Origin of the sequence: Mesorhizobium sp. M0923 (assembly GCF_040319365.1) — a bacterium.
Taxonomy (GTDB): domain Bacteria; phylum Pseudomonadota; class Alphaproteobacteria; order Rhizobiales; family Rhizobiaceae; genus Mesorhizobium.
Map to the genome: position 1 here is coordinate 34,961 of NZ_JAMYNW010000005.1, position 15,493 is coordinate 50,453.

At 62.8% G+C, this 15,493-nt stretch carries 26 protein-coding genes; 9 read left to right on the plus strand and 17 right to left on the minus strand.

The annotated features are described in order from the left end of the window. Window positions 1–21: 21 nt before the first annotated feature. The 17 genes from NKH89_RS10150 to NKH89_RS10230 all read right to left on the minus strand — a co-directional run bounded on the left by NKH89_RS10150 (window position 22) and on the right by NKH89_RS10230 (window position 8,684). Window positions 22–669 (minus strand): DUF3164 family protein, encoded by a 648-nt coding sequence (locus NKH89_RS10150; RefSeq protein WP_352908763.1) that lies wholly within the window; start codon window positions 667–669, stop codon window positions 22–24. Further along, window positions 653–991 carry a hypothetical protein gene (locus NKH89_RS10155; RefSeq protein WP_352908765.1) on the minus strand — a complete coding sequence of 113 codons (339 nt, stop codon included), beginning with the start codon at window positions 989–991 and terminating at the stop codon, window positions 653–655. The genes NKH89_RS10150 and NKH89_RS10155 overlap by 17 nt, the downstream gene beginning before the upstream one ends. Beyond that, window positions 978–1,259, minus strand: a complete 282-nt coding sequence (locus NKH89_RS10160; protein ID WP_352908767.1) for a hypothetical protein — start codon at window positions 1,257–1,259, stop codon at window positions 978–980. Before NKH89_RS10160 ends, NKH89_RS10155 begins: the two co-directional genes overlap by 14 nt. Beyond that, a complete protein-coding gene (locus NKH89_RS10165) occupies window positions 1,256–1,576 on the minus strand; it encodes a hypothetical protein (RefSeq protein ID WP_352908769.1) in 321 nt (106 codons plus the stop codon). Before NKH89_RS10165 ends, NKH89_RS10160 begins: the two co-directional genes overlap by 4 nt. Before the next feature lie 2 nt (window positions 1,577–1,578). Next, window positions 1,579–1,968, minus strand: a complete 390-nt coding sequence (locus NKH89_RS10170) for a transcriptional regulator (protein WP_352546951.1) — start codon at window positions 1,966–1,968, stop codon at window positions 1,579–1,581. Continuing rightward, complete coding sequence (locus tag NKH89_RS10175; protein WP_352546953.1) at window positions 1,965–2,564, minus strand: hypothetical protein; 600 nt, start codon at window positions 2,562–2,564, stop codon at window positions 1,965–1,967. Before NKH89_RS10175 ends, NKH89_RS10170 begins: the two co-directional genes overlap by 4 nt. Then, window positions 2,561–3,307, minus strand: coding sequence for an AAA family ATPase (locus NKH89_RS10180; protein ID WP_352546955.1), 747 nt, complete (start codon window positions 3,305–3,307; stop codon window positions 2,561–2,563). The genes NKH89_RS10175 and NKH89_RS10180 overlap by 4 nt, the downstream gene beginning before the upstream one ends. Window positions 3,308–3,390: 83 nt before the next feature. After that, window positions 3,391–5,643 (minus strand): DDE-type integrase/transposase/recombinase, encoded by a 2,253-nt coding sequence (locus NKH89_RS10185; RefSeq protein WP_352908772.1) that lies wholly within the window; start codon window positions 5,641–5,643, stop codon window positions 3,391–3,393. Beyond that, window positions 5,640–5,921, minus strand: a complete 282-nt coding sequence (locus NKH89_RS10190; RefSeq protein ID WP_352908774.1) for a hypothetical protein — start codon at window positions 5,919–5,921, stop codon at window positions 5,640–5,642. Before NKH89_RS10190 ends, NKH89_RS10185 begins: the two co-directional genes overlap by 4 nt. Then, window positions 5,918–6,214 carry a hypothetical protein gene (locus NKH89_RS10195; protein ID WP_352908776.1) on the minus strand — a complete coding sequence of 99 codons (297 nt, stop codon included), beginning with the start codon at window positions 6,212–6,214 and terminating at the stop codon, window positions 5,918–5,920. Before NKH89_RS10195 ends, NKH89_RS10190 begins: the two co-directional genes overlap by 4 nt. Next, window positions 6,207–6,419 (minus strand): hypothetical protein, encoded by a 213-nt coding sequence (locus NKH89_RS10200; protein ID WP_352516704.1) that lies wholly within the window; start codon window positions 6,417–6,419, stop codon window positions 6,207–6,209. The genes NKH89_RS10195 and NKH89_RS10200 overlap by 8 nt, the downstream gene beginning before the upstream one ends. Beyond that, a complete protein-coding gene (locus tag NKH89_RS10205; protein WP_352516705.1) occupies window positions 6,416–6,706 on the minus strand; it encodes a hypothetical protein in 291 nt (96 codons plus the stop codon). Before NKH89_RS10205 ends, NKH89_RS10200 begins: the two co-directional genes overlap by 4 nt. Continuing rightward, window positions 6,703–6,867 (minus strand): hypothetical protein, encoded by a 165-nt coding sequence (locus NKH89_RS10210; protein WP_352516706.1) that lies wholly within the window; start codon window positions 6,865–6,867, stop codon window positions 6,703–6,705. Before NKH89_RS10210 ends, NKH89_RS10205 begins: the two co-directional genes overlap by 4 nt. Then, entirely contained in the window at window positions 6,864–7,010 is a 147-nt protein-coding gene (locus NKH89_RS10215) for a hypothetical protein (RefSeq protein ID WP_352908779.1), read from the minus strand. The genes NKH89_RS10210 and NKH89_RS10215 overlap by 4 nt, the downstream gene beginning before the upstream one ends. Beyond that, window positions 7,007–7,465, minus strand: a complete 459-nt coding sequence (locus NKH89_RS10220) for a hypothetical protein (protein ID WP_352516708.1) — start codon at window positions 7,463–7,465, stop codon at window positions 7,007–7,009. Before NKH89_RS10220 ends, NKH89_RS10215 begins: the two co-directional genes overlap by 4 nt. Continuing rightward, window positions 7,465–8,298, minus strand: a complete 834-nt coding sequence (locus NKH89_RS10225; RefSeq protein ID WP_352908781.1) for a ParB/RepB/Spo0J family partition protein — start codon at window positions 8,296–8,298, stop codon at window positions 7,465–7,467. Before NKH89_RS10225 ends, NKH89_RS10220 begins: the two co-directional genes overlap by 1 nt. A gap of 167 nt (window positions 8,299–8,465) precedes the next feature. After that, the gene (locus NKH89_RS10230; protein ID WP_352452376.1) at window positions 8,466–8,684 is read right to left on the minus strand and encodes a helix-turn-helix domain-containing protein; all 219 of its coding nucleotides are present in this window, start codon (window positions 8,682–8,684) and stop codon (window positions 8,466–8,468) included. Between NKH89_RS10230 and NKH89_RS10235 the strand changes: the two genes are divergently transcribed. From NKH89_RS10235 to NKH89_RS10275, 9 genes are all read left to right on the plus strand, one after another. Next, window positions 8,683–9,117 carry a helix-turn-helix domain-containing protein gene (locus tag NKH89_RS10235; RefSeq protein ID WP_352452377.1) on the plus strand — a complete coding sequence of 145 codons (435 nt, stop codon included), beginning with the start codon at window positions 8,683–8,685 and terminating at the stop codon, window positions 9,115–9,117. The two genes, NKH89_RS10230 and NKH89_RS10235, sit on opposite strands and share 2 nt — an antisense overlap. Window positions 9,118–9,603: 486 nt before the next feature. Further along, entirely contained in the window at window positions 9,604–9,813 is a 210-nt protein-coding gene (locus tag NKH89_RS10240) for a hypothetical protein (protein WP_352908783.1), read from the plus strand. 116 nt (window positions 9,814–9,929) lie between these two features. Further along, entirely contained in the window at window positions 9,930–10,190 is a 261-nt protein-coding gene (locus NKH89_RS10245) for a hypothetical protein (protein WP_352908785.1), read from the plus strand. A 26-nt stretch (window positions 10,191–10,216) separates the two neighbouring features. Further along, entirely contained in the window at window positions 10,217–10,582 is a 366-nt protein-coding gene (locus tag NKH89_RS10250) for a hypothetical protein (protein ID WP_352908787.1), read from the plus strand. 43 nt (window positions 10,583–10,625) lie between these two features. Continuing rightward, on the plus strand, window positions 10,626–10,778 hold the full coding sequence (locus NKH89_RS10255) for a hypothetical protein (RefSeq protein WP_352908789.1): 153 nt from the start codon (window positions 10,626–10,628) through the stop codon (window positions 10,776–10,778). A 213-nt stretch (window positions 10,779–10,991) separates the two neighbouring features. Continuing rightward, the gene (locus tag NKH89_RS10260) at window positions 10,992–11,237 is read left to right on the plus strand and encodes a hypothetical protein (RefSeq protein ID WP_023718157.1); all 246 of its coding nucleotides are present in this window, start codon (window positions 10,992–10,994) and stop codon (window positions 11,235–11,237) included. A 287-nt stretch (window positions 11,238–11,524) separates the two neighbouring features. Then, complete coding sequence (locus NKH89_RS10265; protein ID WP_352496021.1) at window positions 11,525–12,127, plus strand: phage connector family protein; 603 nt, start codon at window positions 11,525–11,527, stop codon at window positions 12,125–12,127. Continuing rightward, window positions 12,124–14,580 carry a phage tail protein gene (locus NKH89_RS10270; protein WP_352908791.1) on the plus strand — a complete coding sequence of 819 codons (2,457 nt, stop codon included), beginning with the start codon at window positions 12,124–12,126 and terminating at the stop codon, window positions 14,578–14,580. Before NKH89_RS10265 ends, NKH89_RS10270 begins: the two co-directional genes overlap by 4 nt. A 318-nt stretch (window positions 14,581–14,898) precedes the next feature. Then, window positions 14,899–15,492 carry a hypothetical protein gene (locus tag NKH89_RS10275; RefSeq protein WP_352908793.1) on the plus strand — a complete coding sequence of 198 codons (594 nt, stop codon included), beginning with the start codon at window positions 14,899–14,901 and terminating at the stop codon, window positions 15,490–15,492. Window position 15,493 lies beyond the last annotated feature (1 nt).

Below are 15,493 nucleotides of genomic sequence, written 5' to 3' on the forward strand. Positions count from 1 at the left end.
TGGGGTCTCCTGTCCATGGCCTCACGCCTTCGCCAGATCGATGGTGACCGCCCGCCAGTCGGCATCCAGTCGATCGCGCTCGTAGCAGCGGACGTAGATCTTCGAGCCGACCACGCGCATGGCGTCGCGGATGGCCGCCATGGCGCGTTGCCAGCGCTCGTCGCCGATGTCGAGCCGCAGCAGCATGAAGATCGCGGCGCGGTTGATCTGGCCTTCCTTGTCGGTGTTGAAGGCGCGCGTCACGATGGCCCGGATCTCCGGCCGGCTGTCGGCCGACCATTCGGTCAGGCATTCGTCGATCAGGCTCTTGGCGATCTGCAGCTGGGCGCCGAAGTCGATCGTGTCGGCGACCTGCACCTGGACCTTCTTCATGCCGTCGAAGGTCATGAAGGTCTTGTTGCCCTTGGTGCCGCCCTTGGTCGCGCCGTACTCTTGGGCGAGCAGCGCCTCGAAGGCGCCGAGGTCGTTGAACGTGTGTTCCTTGAAGCGGCCGATCTGCGCTGAAAGATCAGTGGCGTAGCCGAGGATGGTGCGGACCGTTTCGTCTTCGAGCATCTCGGATGGCTTGATCATTTCGACCGGCACGAGATTGCCCTTGGCATCGGGCATGTATTGCTTGTCGCCGACCAGGACCTTTCCGGTGGGGCGGGCTTCAGTTGCTGCTTGCATGATCATTCTCCTGTTGGGCGGTAGTAGGGATAGGGCTCGGCATGAAGGCGAGCAGGTCCCGCACGAGGGCCAGCTGGCGTGCGACATGCTGCTGATGTTCGACGCCGGCCAAGCTGGCCCAAGCGCCCTGGTCAAGTGCTGAGATCAGGAGCCTGGTCTCCAGCGCGATCGCCCACAGGCCTTCGGTGGCCATCGCCAGGGCGAGCACCTCGGCAGTGGTGGCCCGGACGCCATTGCGCTCGGGGTCGGCGACGATGCGGCCGCAGAGGTCGATCATGTCGAGCTTGGCGACGGCGGCCAGAAGCGCTTCACTTGCGGCCATTGCTATCCCTCTCCAGAATGGTCCTCAGGCGTTTGGCCGAGCGCTCCAAGGCCTTGCGGGCCGGTATCTCGCCCGGTCCGAATTTCGCCTGCTCAAGCCGGTCGACCGACGTGCCAATGTCCCGGCAGGCCCGCATGATGAGTTGGTCGCGTGTCGACCGTTTCGCAGGCTTGGACGCTTCGATCTCGGCATCGATCAACGGGATGATCAGGTCGGCGAGCCGCTGTGCGCGCGACTTGGCCTCATTGGGCGGGACCGCCATCGTCATGCCGCACCTCCCGGCCGGCCGTCCGAAAACGGCCGCGGGATGACCGGGAACAGCCGCACGTTCGACCCTGGCCGGCACGCCGCCTCGGCGATGCGGTCGGCCTCGGCCTCGCGCTCTGCCTGCGCCTGGTCATTCCAGAGCTTGCAGCTCAACCGGTTCTCGATGTCGCGGGCTTTGCCGCGAAGTTCCTTGATGCACTCGCAGAGGACACGGGCGTCTTCGGGATCGAGGATGCGGGGCTCGTGCTGGTAGTCGGAGATCAGATCGCGCAGCTCGGACAGGCCATCCGAGATGGCCAAAGACATTCTTTCGCCCATGGCTATTTTCTCCTTTGGGGGCAGGTTTTGCAGGCGTGGAAGAGCTGGGCGCGGTGCCGCGACGTGGCGCGGAACGGCTCCTTCTGTTCGGTCAGGCAGCGGTCGCGGCCGATCTCGCCGAGCACCGGGCATTCGACGGTTGCGGCCATCAGGGCGCCGCGCACCATTTGCTCGACACGGGCGACATCGCCCAGATACTTGCCGCTGATGATGGTCGAGACGGCCGAGCGGCTGTAGCCGATGCGCTGGCCGGCGACGCCGAGATCACTGGCATCGGCAAGCCGGGCCAGCTCGTCCAGCCAGTCGGGCAGCGGCGAGCCGTGCGCGACCATGGCCTTTTCGACAAACGACTGGCCGTCCGGCCGGCTGTGCTTTACAGGGCCTCGGTTCATGGCTTCGCCTCGCTCGCGACGGGACGGCCGATGACCGTTTTGCTGTTCGGATCGAACACCATTTTGGTGGCGAGGATCTTCGGTGCCTGCAGGCCGAGATTGTGCACAAGCCGATAGCGCCCTGGGCTGCCGGCCACGACGCCAGCGGTAGACAGCGCGTAGAGATACGCTTCCACCGTCCGCCGAGGCACGTCAGGACAATTTTCTGCCATGTCGGCAAGGCTGAACACCTTGGCCATCTTGATCGCGCGCCAGACCTGCTCGATGGCTGTCTCGGGCGGGGTCTTGCCGTCCGGCGTCAGCCGGGGTGCTACGGCCGGCCGCTTGGCCAGGCGATAGACGACGGTGGCCGGGAGATTGGCACCGCCGCCATGGCTGGCTGTCTTCTGGTCGACGACTTGGGCAATCCCCGCGAGGCGAAGCTTCCGAACGAACCTGCCGACCGCTTGCGTCTTGACGTTCGTCCGATCGCAGATCTGCCGCACCGTCCAGGGACCGCCGAGATCGAGATCGCGGATGATCGACCAGTAGCCGGCTTCGCCGCGCGGCACTGCGATGCTGATCTGCACGATATCGAGGATGGATCGCCCGCTCATGCGAACTTCCTCGGGGTGAATTTCGGCGTGCTGAAGATCGCGACGGCACCGCCGAAAGCGGCAAGGTCGATCTGTTTCGTTCCGAGTATCTGGCTGGCCTCAACCACCTTGGTCAGGTTGACGACGATGCGGCGCGTGTTGCCCTTGGTCTTGTCGAGAATAGCGGCGGCCAGATCGCTGGCGATCTCGATGCCGGGGCAGCGATTGGCGGCGAGCAGGCCAAAATCCTCGGCGTCGCAAGGCACGGCCGACAGCCATTCGAGCACGCGGTTGTGCACGCGCTCGAACTCCTCGAGATATTTTGGCAGCATCTCCTCGCCGATCATGACGACCGGCGCGCCCGACTTGTCGGTCAACTCGCGCAGCAGGTCGACGAAGCGCTTCTTGGCGACAAAGTGCGCCTCGTCGATGATCAGCGGCCGGCGCGGTTCGGCCACCATCAGCATGATGGCGTCGGTCTTCAGATCCTCGATCGAGCCGCGCGGGCGTGTTTCGCCCAGCTCGATCAGAATTTGCGAGAGAAGCGAGCGCGCTGTGGTGAACTGGCCGCATTCGACATAAGCCGCCCGGTAGCGATTGGCGCCATAGATCCCGGACTTGGTCTTGCCCCAACCGGACGGGCCGGAGAACACGGCGAGCCCCGGCAGGTCGGGGTCGCGGTCGACCATCTTGGCAAGCAACGTCGAAAAGGCTGCGACGTTCTTCAATGGCGCCGGCCGGTTGACTTTCAGTGCTTCGTTCATCATTTTCCTCGTTGTGTGGTGCCGCCATCTAGCGGCTCTGTTCTTGCGGAGAGCCCGGTTTGCAGACCGGGCTTTTCCGTTACTCAGGACAGGTACGCGTCCCCGAAATCGCGGTGCATGCCTTGCTGGGCCTTGAACTCGGCTGACAGCTCGTAGCCGCCGAGCCAATGGGCATCGGCAGCAACCACCGGCTCCTCGGCTTCGATGCGCTGGCGAAGGGAAAAGGCGCGCCGGTAGCGCTCCTTGGCCGTTTCCGGCAGCGCCACCACATTGGTGTCCTTAGGCAAATGCGCGGTGCGCAACGCCTCGATCTCGTCCTGCCGGCGCTGGAGCTTCGCATCCGTTCGCGCGAACAACTCGGCCTCGTCATGCCGCGTCATCTCCTCGATCAGTCGGCGATGCGCTGCAGCCGCTGCCGGGTCGAGTGGCTTGGTGGGGTTGAGCCGCTCGCCGAGCGCCTCGATCGCGGCGGCAATCTGCGGCGTCGAGTGGGTATGTTCCCTCTTCGGCAGCGGGATGACGTTCGGCACGTCGCGGCGCGCCACTTCCAGGGCGCGCTCGATCAGCGGCGACCCCTTGGCGATCTTCTTCATGTCCGCCTTCAGATCGCGCGTGCGCTCGTCCACCAGCTCGCCGCGGATTTCCTTGGCGGCGCGCACCAGAGTCTCGGGATGGATGCCCGACAACTCCGGGCAGATCGCATCGCCGAGGAACTCGGCGCCGTCCTGGGCGAAGGCATAGGCGCGGCCGGCGTCGTTCGGGTCCTGCCGCACGAATACGGCCGTGCCCGGCAGAATGGTCGGCGTCATGTAGTGATATCCGTCGATGCGGATGCCGAGTTTGGTGACGATGCGCTGGCCGTCCGTGCCGGCGACCGGCATCAGCAGCAGGTCTAGTGCGCGTTCGGCGACGTATCGCACGGGCGTCGCCGAGGACTGGGCCTTGGCGAAGGGCGTGACCTTGTCCAGGCCTGCATGCGGCCGGTGCTGGTAGATGAGCCGAGCCCAATCATCGATGTGCTTCTGCAACTGCGGGCCGGTCAGCGACACGCTGAACGTTACGGCTTCCGTTTCGCCGAGGCGCTGCGCAAAACTCTTGCGGCTCTCGATCGCCTTCCGATCTTCGACCGAATGGCCGACGAACCCCGGGAGCAACGGGCCAACATCGTGCTGGAACGTCTTGATGACGCGTTCGACGTGGCCCTTTTGTTCGGGCGAATAGGCATCGGATGCGTCGGGATTGATGTCGAGCGAAAGGAACAGGCGCTGGGTGTCTTTGGCTACGAAGTCGGACCCATTGTCGGTGGTGACAACCTGCGGCACTCCCCATTCGAGGATGGCCTTGCGCATCAACAGGGCGACAGCGGAAGCTCGCGGCGTGCGCGACAGCTGCCAGACGGTTCGGCGCGTGGCGATATCGATGCACGCATAGACTGAATGCCGGCCGTCCGTGCACAACGCGTCGACCGGCGAGGCATCGATCTGCCAGAGCTGGTTCGGCTCGGTGATGTGGCGCAGCATGCCGACGCCGGCCGGCGCGAGGTGCGAGCGGTAGCGGTCGGGATTGGTGAGCTTGATCAGCTCGACCTTGTGGCTTTCCTTCAGTCCCTTCAGCGCGTGCTGGAAGGTGCGAACCGGGGGCATCGGAATGATGGTTTCAACGCCCTTTGAAACCGTTTTCAAAGTGTCGCCGAACTCCGACCGGCAGAGGGTCCGCACATGATGGCCGGAGAGGTGCGGCTGATGCGCGATCAGCGCCAGCATGAAGGCGCGGACGGCGCCGCCATTGGCTGTTTCCAGGATGCCGGTTCCCTTGCGTGCCTGGGCTGGATCGTGGCCAAGCGAGTTCGTCCGGCCGTCGCGCTTTTGGGACTGCCAGCGGGCGAGCGAGCGCTTCGACAGGCTCGGCACGATGTCGAGCACCCACTTGTCGATGGTGAGCGAGCCGGCATTGTAGCGGTCAGTGAAGACCTGGACGCGCGTCGTATAGCCGAGCTGCATCCCGCGGCTGAATTTCTCGAACGCTGCGACGATCGCCAGGCGCGCGTCGCGCTCCTTCTGCGCGCGGGCCGTCAGACTGGTGTCGGGTGCTGCCTTCGCTGGCGTGACGGGCCGTTCGATGACGAGGTGCTTCTGCTGGTAGGCGACTTGGGCGAGCACCGGGAACAGCGAGACGTGATACTCGGTAGCGCCGCCCCGGCCGGCGCGTTGGCGGGCCTGTGTGGCGCGCTCGTCCCAGCCTTCACGCTCAGCCATCAACTGGACGCCGCGTTCGCTCCACGGCATGTCCGGCAAGGCCTCGGCGGCGATCTCGCGGGCGGTCAGGCAGTGTTTCACGCGGCCACCTCGGCACCCATGCGCCGCAGCATCCTGCGGACGAGATAGCGCCCCTCTGCGGTCAGCTCCAGGCGGCCGGTCAAGCCGCCGCCACGGTATTTCAGGCGACCGCTCAGCAATCCGGCCTTGAGCGCATCCTTCGTGAGGGAGGGCGCATGCGCTACGGCAAGGTAGAAGCCCGTCGGCTGGCAGAGATCATCCTTCCACCACAACAACACGAGGTTGTTGATGATGTCGGGGCGGAATTTTTCGAGGAGGTCGAGGCGGGCTTCGATCATGGCTGGTTACCGCCCGCCAACAGGTCGAAAATTGTCACTTGCCGAGGATCGCTGCTCATGATCCCCCCCGACTTTTCGGATTTGGCGGCTATGAAGGCCCGTATGTCGGCCTCGTGCGCCTGGCAGAACATCAAGGTTGCCAGCACCGCTTCCAAGCGGCGCATGCAGAGGTCGGCCTCCGCCTGTTTCATCTTCTTGTCGCGGACGCGGATCGGGAACACGTTGCGGCGCAAGGCCAGCTCGCGGTTCACCTCTGCGATCTGTCCGATGATCGGGATTTTGCCGTCAGCCATTGGATGCAGCCTCGCTTGCCTTCACGCGGTCGTGCTCGCTGGTCAGCCAGTCGATCGCCGCGTGCATGGTCGAGAATTTGGCGCTGTTGGCTTCGCTCACGGAAATCCGGTGGATCGAATAGGCGACCCATCGTTCCGAACGCTTGTTGCCGGCGAATTTGGCGATCGTGCCAAGGCGGACGCCGTCGATGACGATGCCTGTCATGCTCGTGCCTGTTGGTTGGCGCCCGCCGCGTCAGTGCGGCGGGCGCTGCTGGCCGAGGCGGCTTGGGAGATCGCCTCGGCGGATTGAAGGGTGCGGATGGCTTCCTGCGTGTAGCCGTGCAGCTGCTCGCGCATGTGCTGCTTCGTGTCGGCATCCTCGCAGCGCAGCATTTTGAACTGCCAGCGGACGAGCCAGTGCGCCTGCGAGGCCGGTAGCTTGAAATAGTGATCGGGGCAGAAGATGCCTGTCGCAGCGCTCGGGCATGCCGGCATGGCGCAGTGGCTCATGACCAAAGGCCTCCGCCATGGACATGCTTCTGGACACGGCGCCGGAATGCCGCGCCGGCCGCGAGACGGGCACCCTGCTGGCGCGTGAAAAACACGTGCAAGCCGTACAGAAAGACGGCGTAGAGAGAGGCGCCGGCGAGGGCGATTGCGAGGAAGCTCATTGGCCAAGCCTCCAGGCGATGACGACCGCCGAAATGCCGGCGCTGCCGAAGCTGGCGAAGGCGACAAAGCCCGCCACTGCCAGCAGCGACAAACAGTCTTGTGCAAGGTCGAGAAGATCGCGTTTCATGTGAAAGCCTTTCATCGTTTCGCTTTCCACTGTGCATCGAACGCCTGCCTATCGAGGGTCGCCCGCTGGATGGCCTCGTCGGCCATTTCCCGCATGATCAGCGCCTCGTATTTTTTGGGGACGACGATCATCCCGGCCTCTTCCAGAAGGGTGTTGAGCGCGCGTACGTCGCCGGTGACCGCGATCAGAGCGAGCAGGCGGAGCGCCGAAATCGAATGCTCCTTGGCCTGGCTGGCGTAGGCATCCAGCATCGGCTTGGAGACCTCGTCCTTCAGGTAGTCGGACATTGCCTGGGCGATATCGGCCCGGCTCTTGTCCGCTTCCGTCAGCGTCAGGCTGACGGCCTTCGACAGTCGTCCCGCCATCGACCAGGCCTGGACCTTTTCCGCATCGAAACGCTCGACCACCGGGGCCGGCTGGTAGTCGCGGAACAGATCCAGGGTCGAGTTGTTGCGGGGTGGCTTGGCCATCAGCTCTGCCGGCCTTTCATCCACCGTTGGATGGCGGCCTCGTGCAGCTCGAAGAACCGGTCTTGCTCGCTTGTCTTCATCTTCGAGAAGTCGGTTGCGAGCTTCTGCCAGCGCGGCTCGGTCGCCGGTTTCGGCGTCCGGTCGAGGATGGCGATAGCATCGGCTACCGAGCCAGCTTGTGGGGGCTCACTGGTCAGTAGCGCGGCAATATCGGCCTGACGCGTTGGCTGTTCGGCTGCTAGCGCCAGAAGCTCGGATTGGTTGTCGGCGATGCCGTGTAGGGCGATCTGGTCGCGGACGTCTGTGGCAATCGTTGCGATCTTCACGGCGTTGAAGATGCTGCGTTCTGACAGGCCGAACGCCTTCCGAGCGGCCTCAGAAAAACTAACTGCAAACTTTGCAGTAGTTTCTTCTAATGTAATCTTCTTCGGCCGCCCCCCACGATTTGCAACGTGCGCAGCCTCGTAGATCTCGCGCCAGCGGGCGATGTCGACGGCGCGATCAAGGGCGCTCAACTCCCGCCGCGCGAGGTTCTCGGTAATTTCGGCCAGCGCGATTTCAGCCTCGGACGCGAAGTCCTCGGAGCTCTTCACGACGGCTGCGATCGCGGGCGAAGCGAGAAGTTTCGCGGCGGCTAGGCGGTGATGGCCGAACACCAGCCGGTAGCGCTCGCCGGTGGCGATCACCTCGATCGGTGTCTTCTGGCCTTGGATCCGAAACAGATCAGCCAGCGTTTCGACCCATGCAGGATTAAGCTTGCGCCGGCCGGCTGCGACATCGATCAGGCCTACGTCAATGGCAGAAATGACGGCCGGTTTGGACAGATTGGCCATCAGAAGCGGCCTCCGATGTCAAAAGCAGCGCTGCGATTTGCTCTAGTCGGCCCAAAATCGGCGCTGATAATCTCGGCGTCCTGTGCTGCGTGGAGTTGCGTGATGTCGAACGGGTTTATTGACGGTCGCCGGATTTCCGGCATGCGTGCAAGGGCGCTCGGCATGGCTCAGGCAGCCTCGCCGGGGATCTCGAAGAACCAACTGTCATCCCAGGACAGGCCACGGCCGATCGCCGCCGCACGAATGCGCTGCATCTCGCGCAATGAAGGGCGCCTGATGCCACTTTCCCAGCGTGAGACTTGGCTCTGTCGAACGCCCGCTAAGGCGGCCATTTCAACCTGAGTGATGGCAAATATGTTGCATCGAATGTGATGGAGTTGGTTCATGCTCGCATTTCATCCCAACAGGGATAAAAGTCAATCCCTATTGGGATTAGGTTTTGATTATCCCTTCTGGCATATTGAAGCGATGGATGTTCCGGTCGTTCTGAGGGCGCTATTGAAGGCTACCGGCTGGACGCAGGCCCGGTTGGCGGGACGTTTGGGCGTCAATCAAAATGACATTTCGCGATGGTTAAAGGGGCGGGAACCACGCGGCAACGCAATGGAAGCGATTCGAACGCTGGCCCTTGAGCACGGCGTCCTCGAAGATCCTACGCTTCGCGGATCCCCTCAGGATCCGAACGAACGTCGCCTTCAGAGCGTGTTCGCGCGCGTAGCCGCAGCGCCACTACTGCTTCAGGATCGAGTTATCAGTTTCGCGGAATTTCAGCTTGAGCAGTTCGAACGTCAAAAGAAGTCGCGCGAAACCGCTACGTAAGCGCTTTGATGATCGATGGCCCATTCGCCGCCATAGGCGGCATGCATGGCCTCAGCGAGCGCTTCAGCACATCGCTGAATTCGGTCCAGCGGCGCCGCAGCCCCTACCTCGCTCCCTGCCATCGACGCCGCCGCCAGCAAGAGCCCCGATAGTGCTACCCGCCGATTGACGTTGATACTGCCCGCCGCTTCTTGCCCGTCCAATTTCCGTGACCCGCCCTAGTTATTATTTTAGAGATATTCCTCGCCGAGGTACCCTGAGGGCGCCTCCGAGGTGTCCCAATACGAGACGCTTACAACCATCTGTATCTGCTTAACAGCTTCCTTCAACCTTTAGCGATCGGCTGTGGATAGCGGGGATCATTTGCACATTTTTCTATGTTTTTTGCACTATATCGAGTCGCCTGGGTTTCCGTCATAAATCGGCGCCATGCCGCCCAAGCGAACAGATGACCAGAGCCCGGAGCGCGAGCGCCATAATTTTCATATGACGCTGGAACTGAAGGCGCGCCTGGCTGATGCGCGCAAGAAGAGTGGCAACAGCATGAATGGCGAAATCCATTCCCGCATCGAAGCGACATTCAACAACTCGGCTCAGCGCATTGCCGCAGTGATCTGGCCGCTCCTTCAAAAGCTCGACGATGACGACCAGGCAAAATTTGCGGATTTGATTGCAGCCATGGCGAGAGACGACTGATAGACAGGCGCCCCCTTTTTGCGGAAGAAGTTCGGTCTTGATTTGAAACTGATCATGGGCGGTTGCGAGCGCTTGGCAGGAGGATCGAATTGAGACCCTTGGTAGGAGCAGCATGCATGGCGATAATTGCGGCCGTCACTTACTATTTTTGGCAGGAGTTTCGGCACTATCGTGCTGGTGTAGAAATCGTGGCCAACCAGCCGCCCCTCGATCATGGACAAGCACCGGCACCGATCGGCTGCGCGCAGGTTCTTGATCGCCTCAAAGCCCTGCGCGCTGGCGACGATGAGTACGTGTTCTATCGCGGTCTCGTTGCCGATTGCCGCCAAAAAGGCAAGTTGAGCCTGCTTGAGACCGGCAATCTACTTGACCCTTGAGACCGCGCGTCCACTTCGGAGTTCGATTGCCTCAATCCGACCTGCAGCATCGCGGCAAGTCACTGATATCTTTGCAGACTTCCGGCTTATCTGCCTTGTTTACCGAACTCCGAAGTCGTTTCGGAGTTCGTCATCGGCGCTCCATCCCCTTCGATGATCCTTTGAACGCCCTGTTTTCGGGCTTTTGCCCGATCTCAGTGGTGCCATCCGATCTTGCGCGCGCACAGACCAAATCATCTGTTCCTCCCGTTTTGGTGCCAACTGAAGTTGCGCGGCCGGTTTCTGGTTTCTGGCTTTCTGGCCCCCGCCTGTTCCCGCTGAACCCCTTGTTTTCCGGGCTTCCCGCAGCTGTTACCGTCAATTCCCACCTTTTCCCAGGATTAGGCGGCTAATGCCATCTGATCTTGCGCGTTACAGGTCGGCCGCCGGCATTTCGTGCCGCATGTGCCGGGCACCCGCTTCCTCGACGCGTCCTCGGCCGGCGAATTCGCCACCGATGCCGAGCTGGCACTGGCGGCAAACTGGGACCGCACGGCGTCGAGCGTCAAGCACATGACGTTCATCGCGCTGAAAACGATGGAGGCCTGATCCGGCCGGAAGGGGCGGGCATCAGACGTCCCGCCCCTTCTGGACACCAGGTCGGCCGGTGTGGCGAATCCCAAGTTCACCCGCTGCGCCGCGCCGGAGTGATGCGAATTTTGCGGTTCGCCACAACGTTCATGTTGCTCGTTTGGCCAATCGACGGCACCAAACAGTTACAAGAAAGGGCGATGCTGCCTTGTCTGAGCAAGGGAGGTAACTATGAACGTGAAGTACAAAACAGTTCAGGAAGTGCTCCGGAAAGCGGGCATTGTCATGAGCAAGAAGGGGGAAGTTCATCGCATAAACTTCTTCAGCGGTCTGGAGGACACCGCCTACTACACACCAAGTCTTCAAGATGCCCTGGACAAGGGCTTGGCTATGGCGGGAGGTATCGGAAGGGTGAAAGCAAGCGTCTTTGCCAAGTCAGCCGAAACAGGGATCTCGACCAGCGCACGCATCGGCTGACTCAATCCAGGCAAGACATCGCCGCATTGTGCGGCGGTGTCGTGAAACCGCAATAACCGAAGCATTGCCGTCTTCCTTGCTCGAATGGAAAAAAGACGGATCACGCAGCACGTGCCACCCATTCCCTGACGGGCGGCTGGCATCGTGACGGCTCCCTGCACGAGACGTGCAACGTTCTGCCCAAGCCACAATCACAAGAAATCCCCAGCCGCCTTGAAGCGGCTTTTTGCCGTGGAGGCACCATGCCCCGTTTTCCCCGACCAACCACACAGACAGAGGCCTGAGCCATGGCCATCACCCCGCTCGACATCGCCAACATGGCGCTCGCCGTGCTCGACGAGGCGCCGATCGACAGCCTCGACCAGGACGCCAAGGCGGCGCGTCTGCTCAATCTGCACTTCGACCTGACCCGCGAGGCCGAATTGACCAAGCACGCCTATGTCTTCGCTATCCTGGCGGCCTCGGTCGCCGGCTTCGACACCGGCAGCGGCGCTGGCACGCTGAACTTTGCCTATGAACTTCCCGCCGACTGCCTGCGGCCCTTGCCGCTGACCCATAATGGCGAGCCGGACGGCGTGCCGCTCTCATGGCGGCAGGAGGCCGGGTTGGTCTATTCCGATCAGGCCGGGCCGCGCATCATCCGCTATATCGCCAACCTGACCGACCCCAACGACTGGGACGCGCTGTTCACCGAGGTGCTGATTGCGGCGCTCGCCATCAAGATCGCGCATCCCTTGACCCACAAGTCCGGCATGATCGACGTCGCTCGCAGCGCCTATGACAGGGCGCTGGATGCCGCCTACTCGGCCAATGCCATCCAGCGCGGCGGCAGATTTTCCAATATGTCCTGGGCTTTCCAACGCGGCGACAACAGGTTCGTCGGCCGATGACCACGCTCTATCCGGTCCAGGACGCATTCATCCGCGGCGAGATTTCTCCCCGCTTGCACGCTCGCGCCTCGCTCGAGCTTTACCGGGCGGCGCTGTCCAAATGCACGAACTTCGTCACGCTGCCGCATGGCGGCATCAGAAAGCGTGGCGGCACGTATTTTTGCGCGGAGGTGAACAATTCGTCGAAGGCGACACGGCTGATCCCGTTCATCTTCTCGGCCGATCAGGCCTATGCGCTCGAATTCGGCGATCTTTACATCCGCGTCTACGCCTATGGCGCCCGCGTCGGTACGGTCGAGGTGGCGGCCCCTTATCTCGAGGCCGATCTCTTCGACCTGCAATTCGTCCAGTCGGCAGACCAGATGTGGATCACCCACAAGGAATATCCGGTCAAGGTGCTGACGCGCACCGCGCACACGACTTGGACGCTCGCCGATTTCGTCTTTCTCGACGGCCCATACGACAAGATCAACACCACCGCCACGACGTTGACGCCGGCCGCAACCGGCAACGCCATGCCGGTCATGACCTCGAATACGCTGCCAAGCGGCACGGTCAGCAACAGCAACGGCTCATCCGACGTGTGGCAGGTGTTCGACGGCGACAAGCAGGAGGGGGTGGACATAGCGGGATTTCCGAGCGGGTATCTGCGCTACCAGTTCGGCGGCGGCGAGGCCAAGACAGTCGACGCCTACTGGATTACCGCGACGAATGATCACTCAGACACTGTCTCGCCGACCCAGTGGCAATTCCAGGCCTCGCACAACGGCACCGACTGGACGACGCTCGACAGCCGGGACGGAGAGACCGGCTGGTCCAAATCGGAAACCCGCTTCTTCGACGGCTTCAACAACACGGTTGCCTACCAATTTTATCAGCTGCTGTTTTCGGGCGGCGACAGCGACGGAACCGCTATCGCCGAACTGGCCCTGCACGAATACGCGCCGTCGCAAACGCCGTTTGATCTCTCGGCCTCCTCGGTCGTCGGCATCAACGACGGAACTGGATTCCAGACCAGCGATGTCGGCCGCGCCATTCGTCTGCTTGGCGCAGATGGCTTCTGGCGCTGGGCCAAGGTCACTGCCCGCACCAGCATGACGGTGGTCACCGTCCAGTTGTATGGGCATGCTCTTCCCGATCTCAGCCCGATCATCCGCTGGCGTCTCGGCACGTTCGTGCCCGGCAGGTACGTGCAGAGCGGTTCGCTTTACGAGGAGCGCCTGGCGTTCAGCCGAAAATTCTCGGTCTATGCCTCGCAAACCGGCGATTTCGACAACTTCGCCACCGGCGAGAAAGACACCGACGCGCTGGAATTCGTGCAGGCCGGCGGCGGTCAGGCCAATGACATTACGTGGGTGGCGGAATCGGACGGTGCGCTGATCATCGGAACGCTTGGCGGGGTGAGGGCGCTGTCCGGCTCTGGCATCGACGAGGCGCTGACACCGTCCTCGTTCAAGAACCGCCGGTCGCGGACCTTCGGCTGTGCCCCGATGCGTCCTGTCGATGCGGGGCAGTCGTTCCTCTATGTCACCCGCTCCCGCAAATCGATCGCCGAGCTGACACAAAACGCCACCGGCCGCTTCACCTCCGACGACGTCGGTCAAATATCGGAGCACATTCCGAAGAAAGGCGTCGTCGAACTCGCCTTTCAGACCGACCCCGACCCGCTGCTCTGGTTCCCGCTCGGGAATGGCGAACTCGGCGGCTACACGCACCAGCCGTCGCAAGACGTGCGCGGCATGCATATCCACCAGATCGCCGGAAGTTTCGCAGGATCCAACTGGGCCGTTGTCGAAAGCGCCGTGGTGACGCCCGGCCAGGACGGCAATGACGACCTGTGGCTGATCGTCAAGCGCACGATCGGCGGCGTGACCAGGCGCTATATCGAAATAAAGACCGTGCCGTTCGAATATGCGGCAATCGAGGACGCTTTCGAGGTCGACTGCGGGCTGACCTATTCGGGTGCTGCCGTCAATGTCGTCTCCGGCCTCGATCATCTCGAAGGCCAGGCGGTCGACGTGCTGGCCGGCGGCAAGGTCTACAAAGGGCTCACGGTCGCTTCCGGCCAGGTGATGCTGCCCGGCGGCGCCACCGCCGCCAAATGGCAGGTCGGGCTCGGCTACCAGTCCGAGGCCAACACGCTGGAGCTGGACGTCGGCGGCCGCGACGGCTCGATCGTCGGCCGGCGCAAGAAGGTCGCCAAGCTCATTCTTTCGCTGCTGGAAACCGACATCGCCGGGCTTCAGGTCCAGTCGTTTATCCGCGGCCGATGGGAGCAGGTTCGCATCCCGTCCGTGGTTGCTCCGGGTGCCATGGCGAAATTGTTCACCGGCAATGTCGAGGTGCCGATCGACGACAGCTGGGAAGGGCAGGGGCGGGTGAAGATCCGCCACGTCAATCCGACGCCCTGCACGATCAGGGCGATGACACCGGTGTTCGACGCCGAGCCTTAGACGCATTGCAGGTTAGCGAAACTCTTGACGACGGCCGATCTCCCCCCTCGTGGGGGAGATGTCCGGCAGGACAGAGAGGGGCGCTGTCCCGCCGACCAATCGTAATTACGTCCTTATCCATTCTGGCCTGACCGCAGTTAGCTAAAGCCGCGATCCTTCGCGCCCCCCTCTGCCCTGCCGCGCATCTCCCCCACAAGGGGGGAGATTGGCAGCTGCGATGTCCTCCCTCAAGAAGGAAATTCTCCAGTGACTCAACTCCCCCATGCCGAAGACCTCGGCAGGGCGCGGACGGCTGCCGATTTCGCAGCGGTCATCGCCTTGCTCGACACCGACCTCAACAATGCGATCGCCCGCAAGGGCGAGCTGGAAACGGAAAAGTTTCACGCGATCTTCGGCGCCGGCAATTTGACGGCGGCGCGTGCCGCATTGGACGACTGCACCGCTGAAATTGCGCTGATCGAGAAAACCATCGAGGACGCGTACGAGCGCCGCGTTGGCGTCCCCCTGGACGAACCCCCCGCCGAACCCGTCGCCGCCACGCCGGCGCCCGGCGACGAGGTCAGGACAAACGCCGAGGCTCTCGGCGAGCGCTGGCGCATGGTCCACTGGCTGATCGAGGAACTGCGCCAGGAGCTGTTCGCGGCCGATGCCTTGAGCCGCGCCGTCACCGCCGCCAACGGCGTGTCCGACGGGGACGCCGGGGTCAAGGTCAACCTGACCACCATCCGGCGCACGGCCATGGCCGGCCCGCGGGCCACAGCACCCACGCGGCTCAGCCGCCCGGCGATCCAGGCCGACCGACTGCTTTTGTCCTTTCTCAGCCCCGGCGGCGTGCTCGACCGGCGCCCTTCGATCGGCGCGCCGGTCGACGGCATCAAAAGCAAATTCATTCCCGCCGGCGAACGAGGCTGAC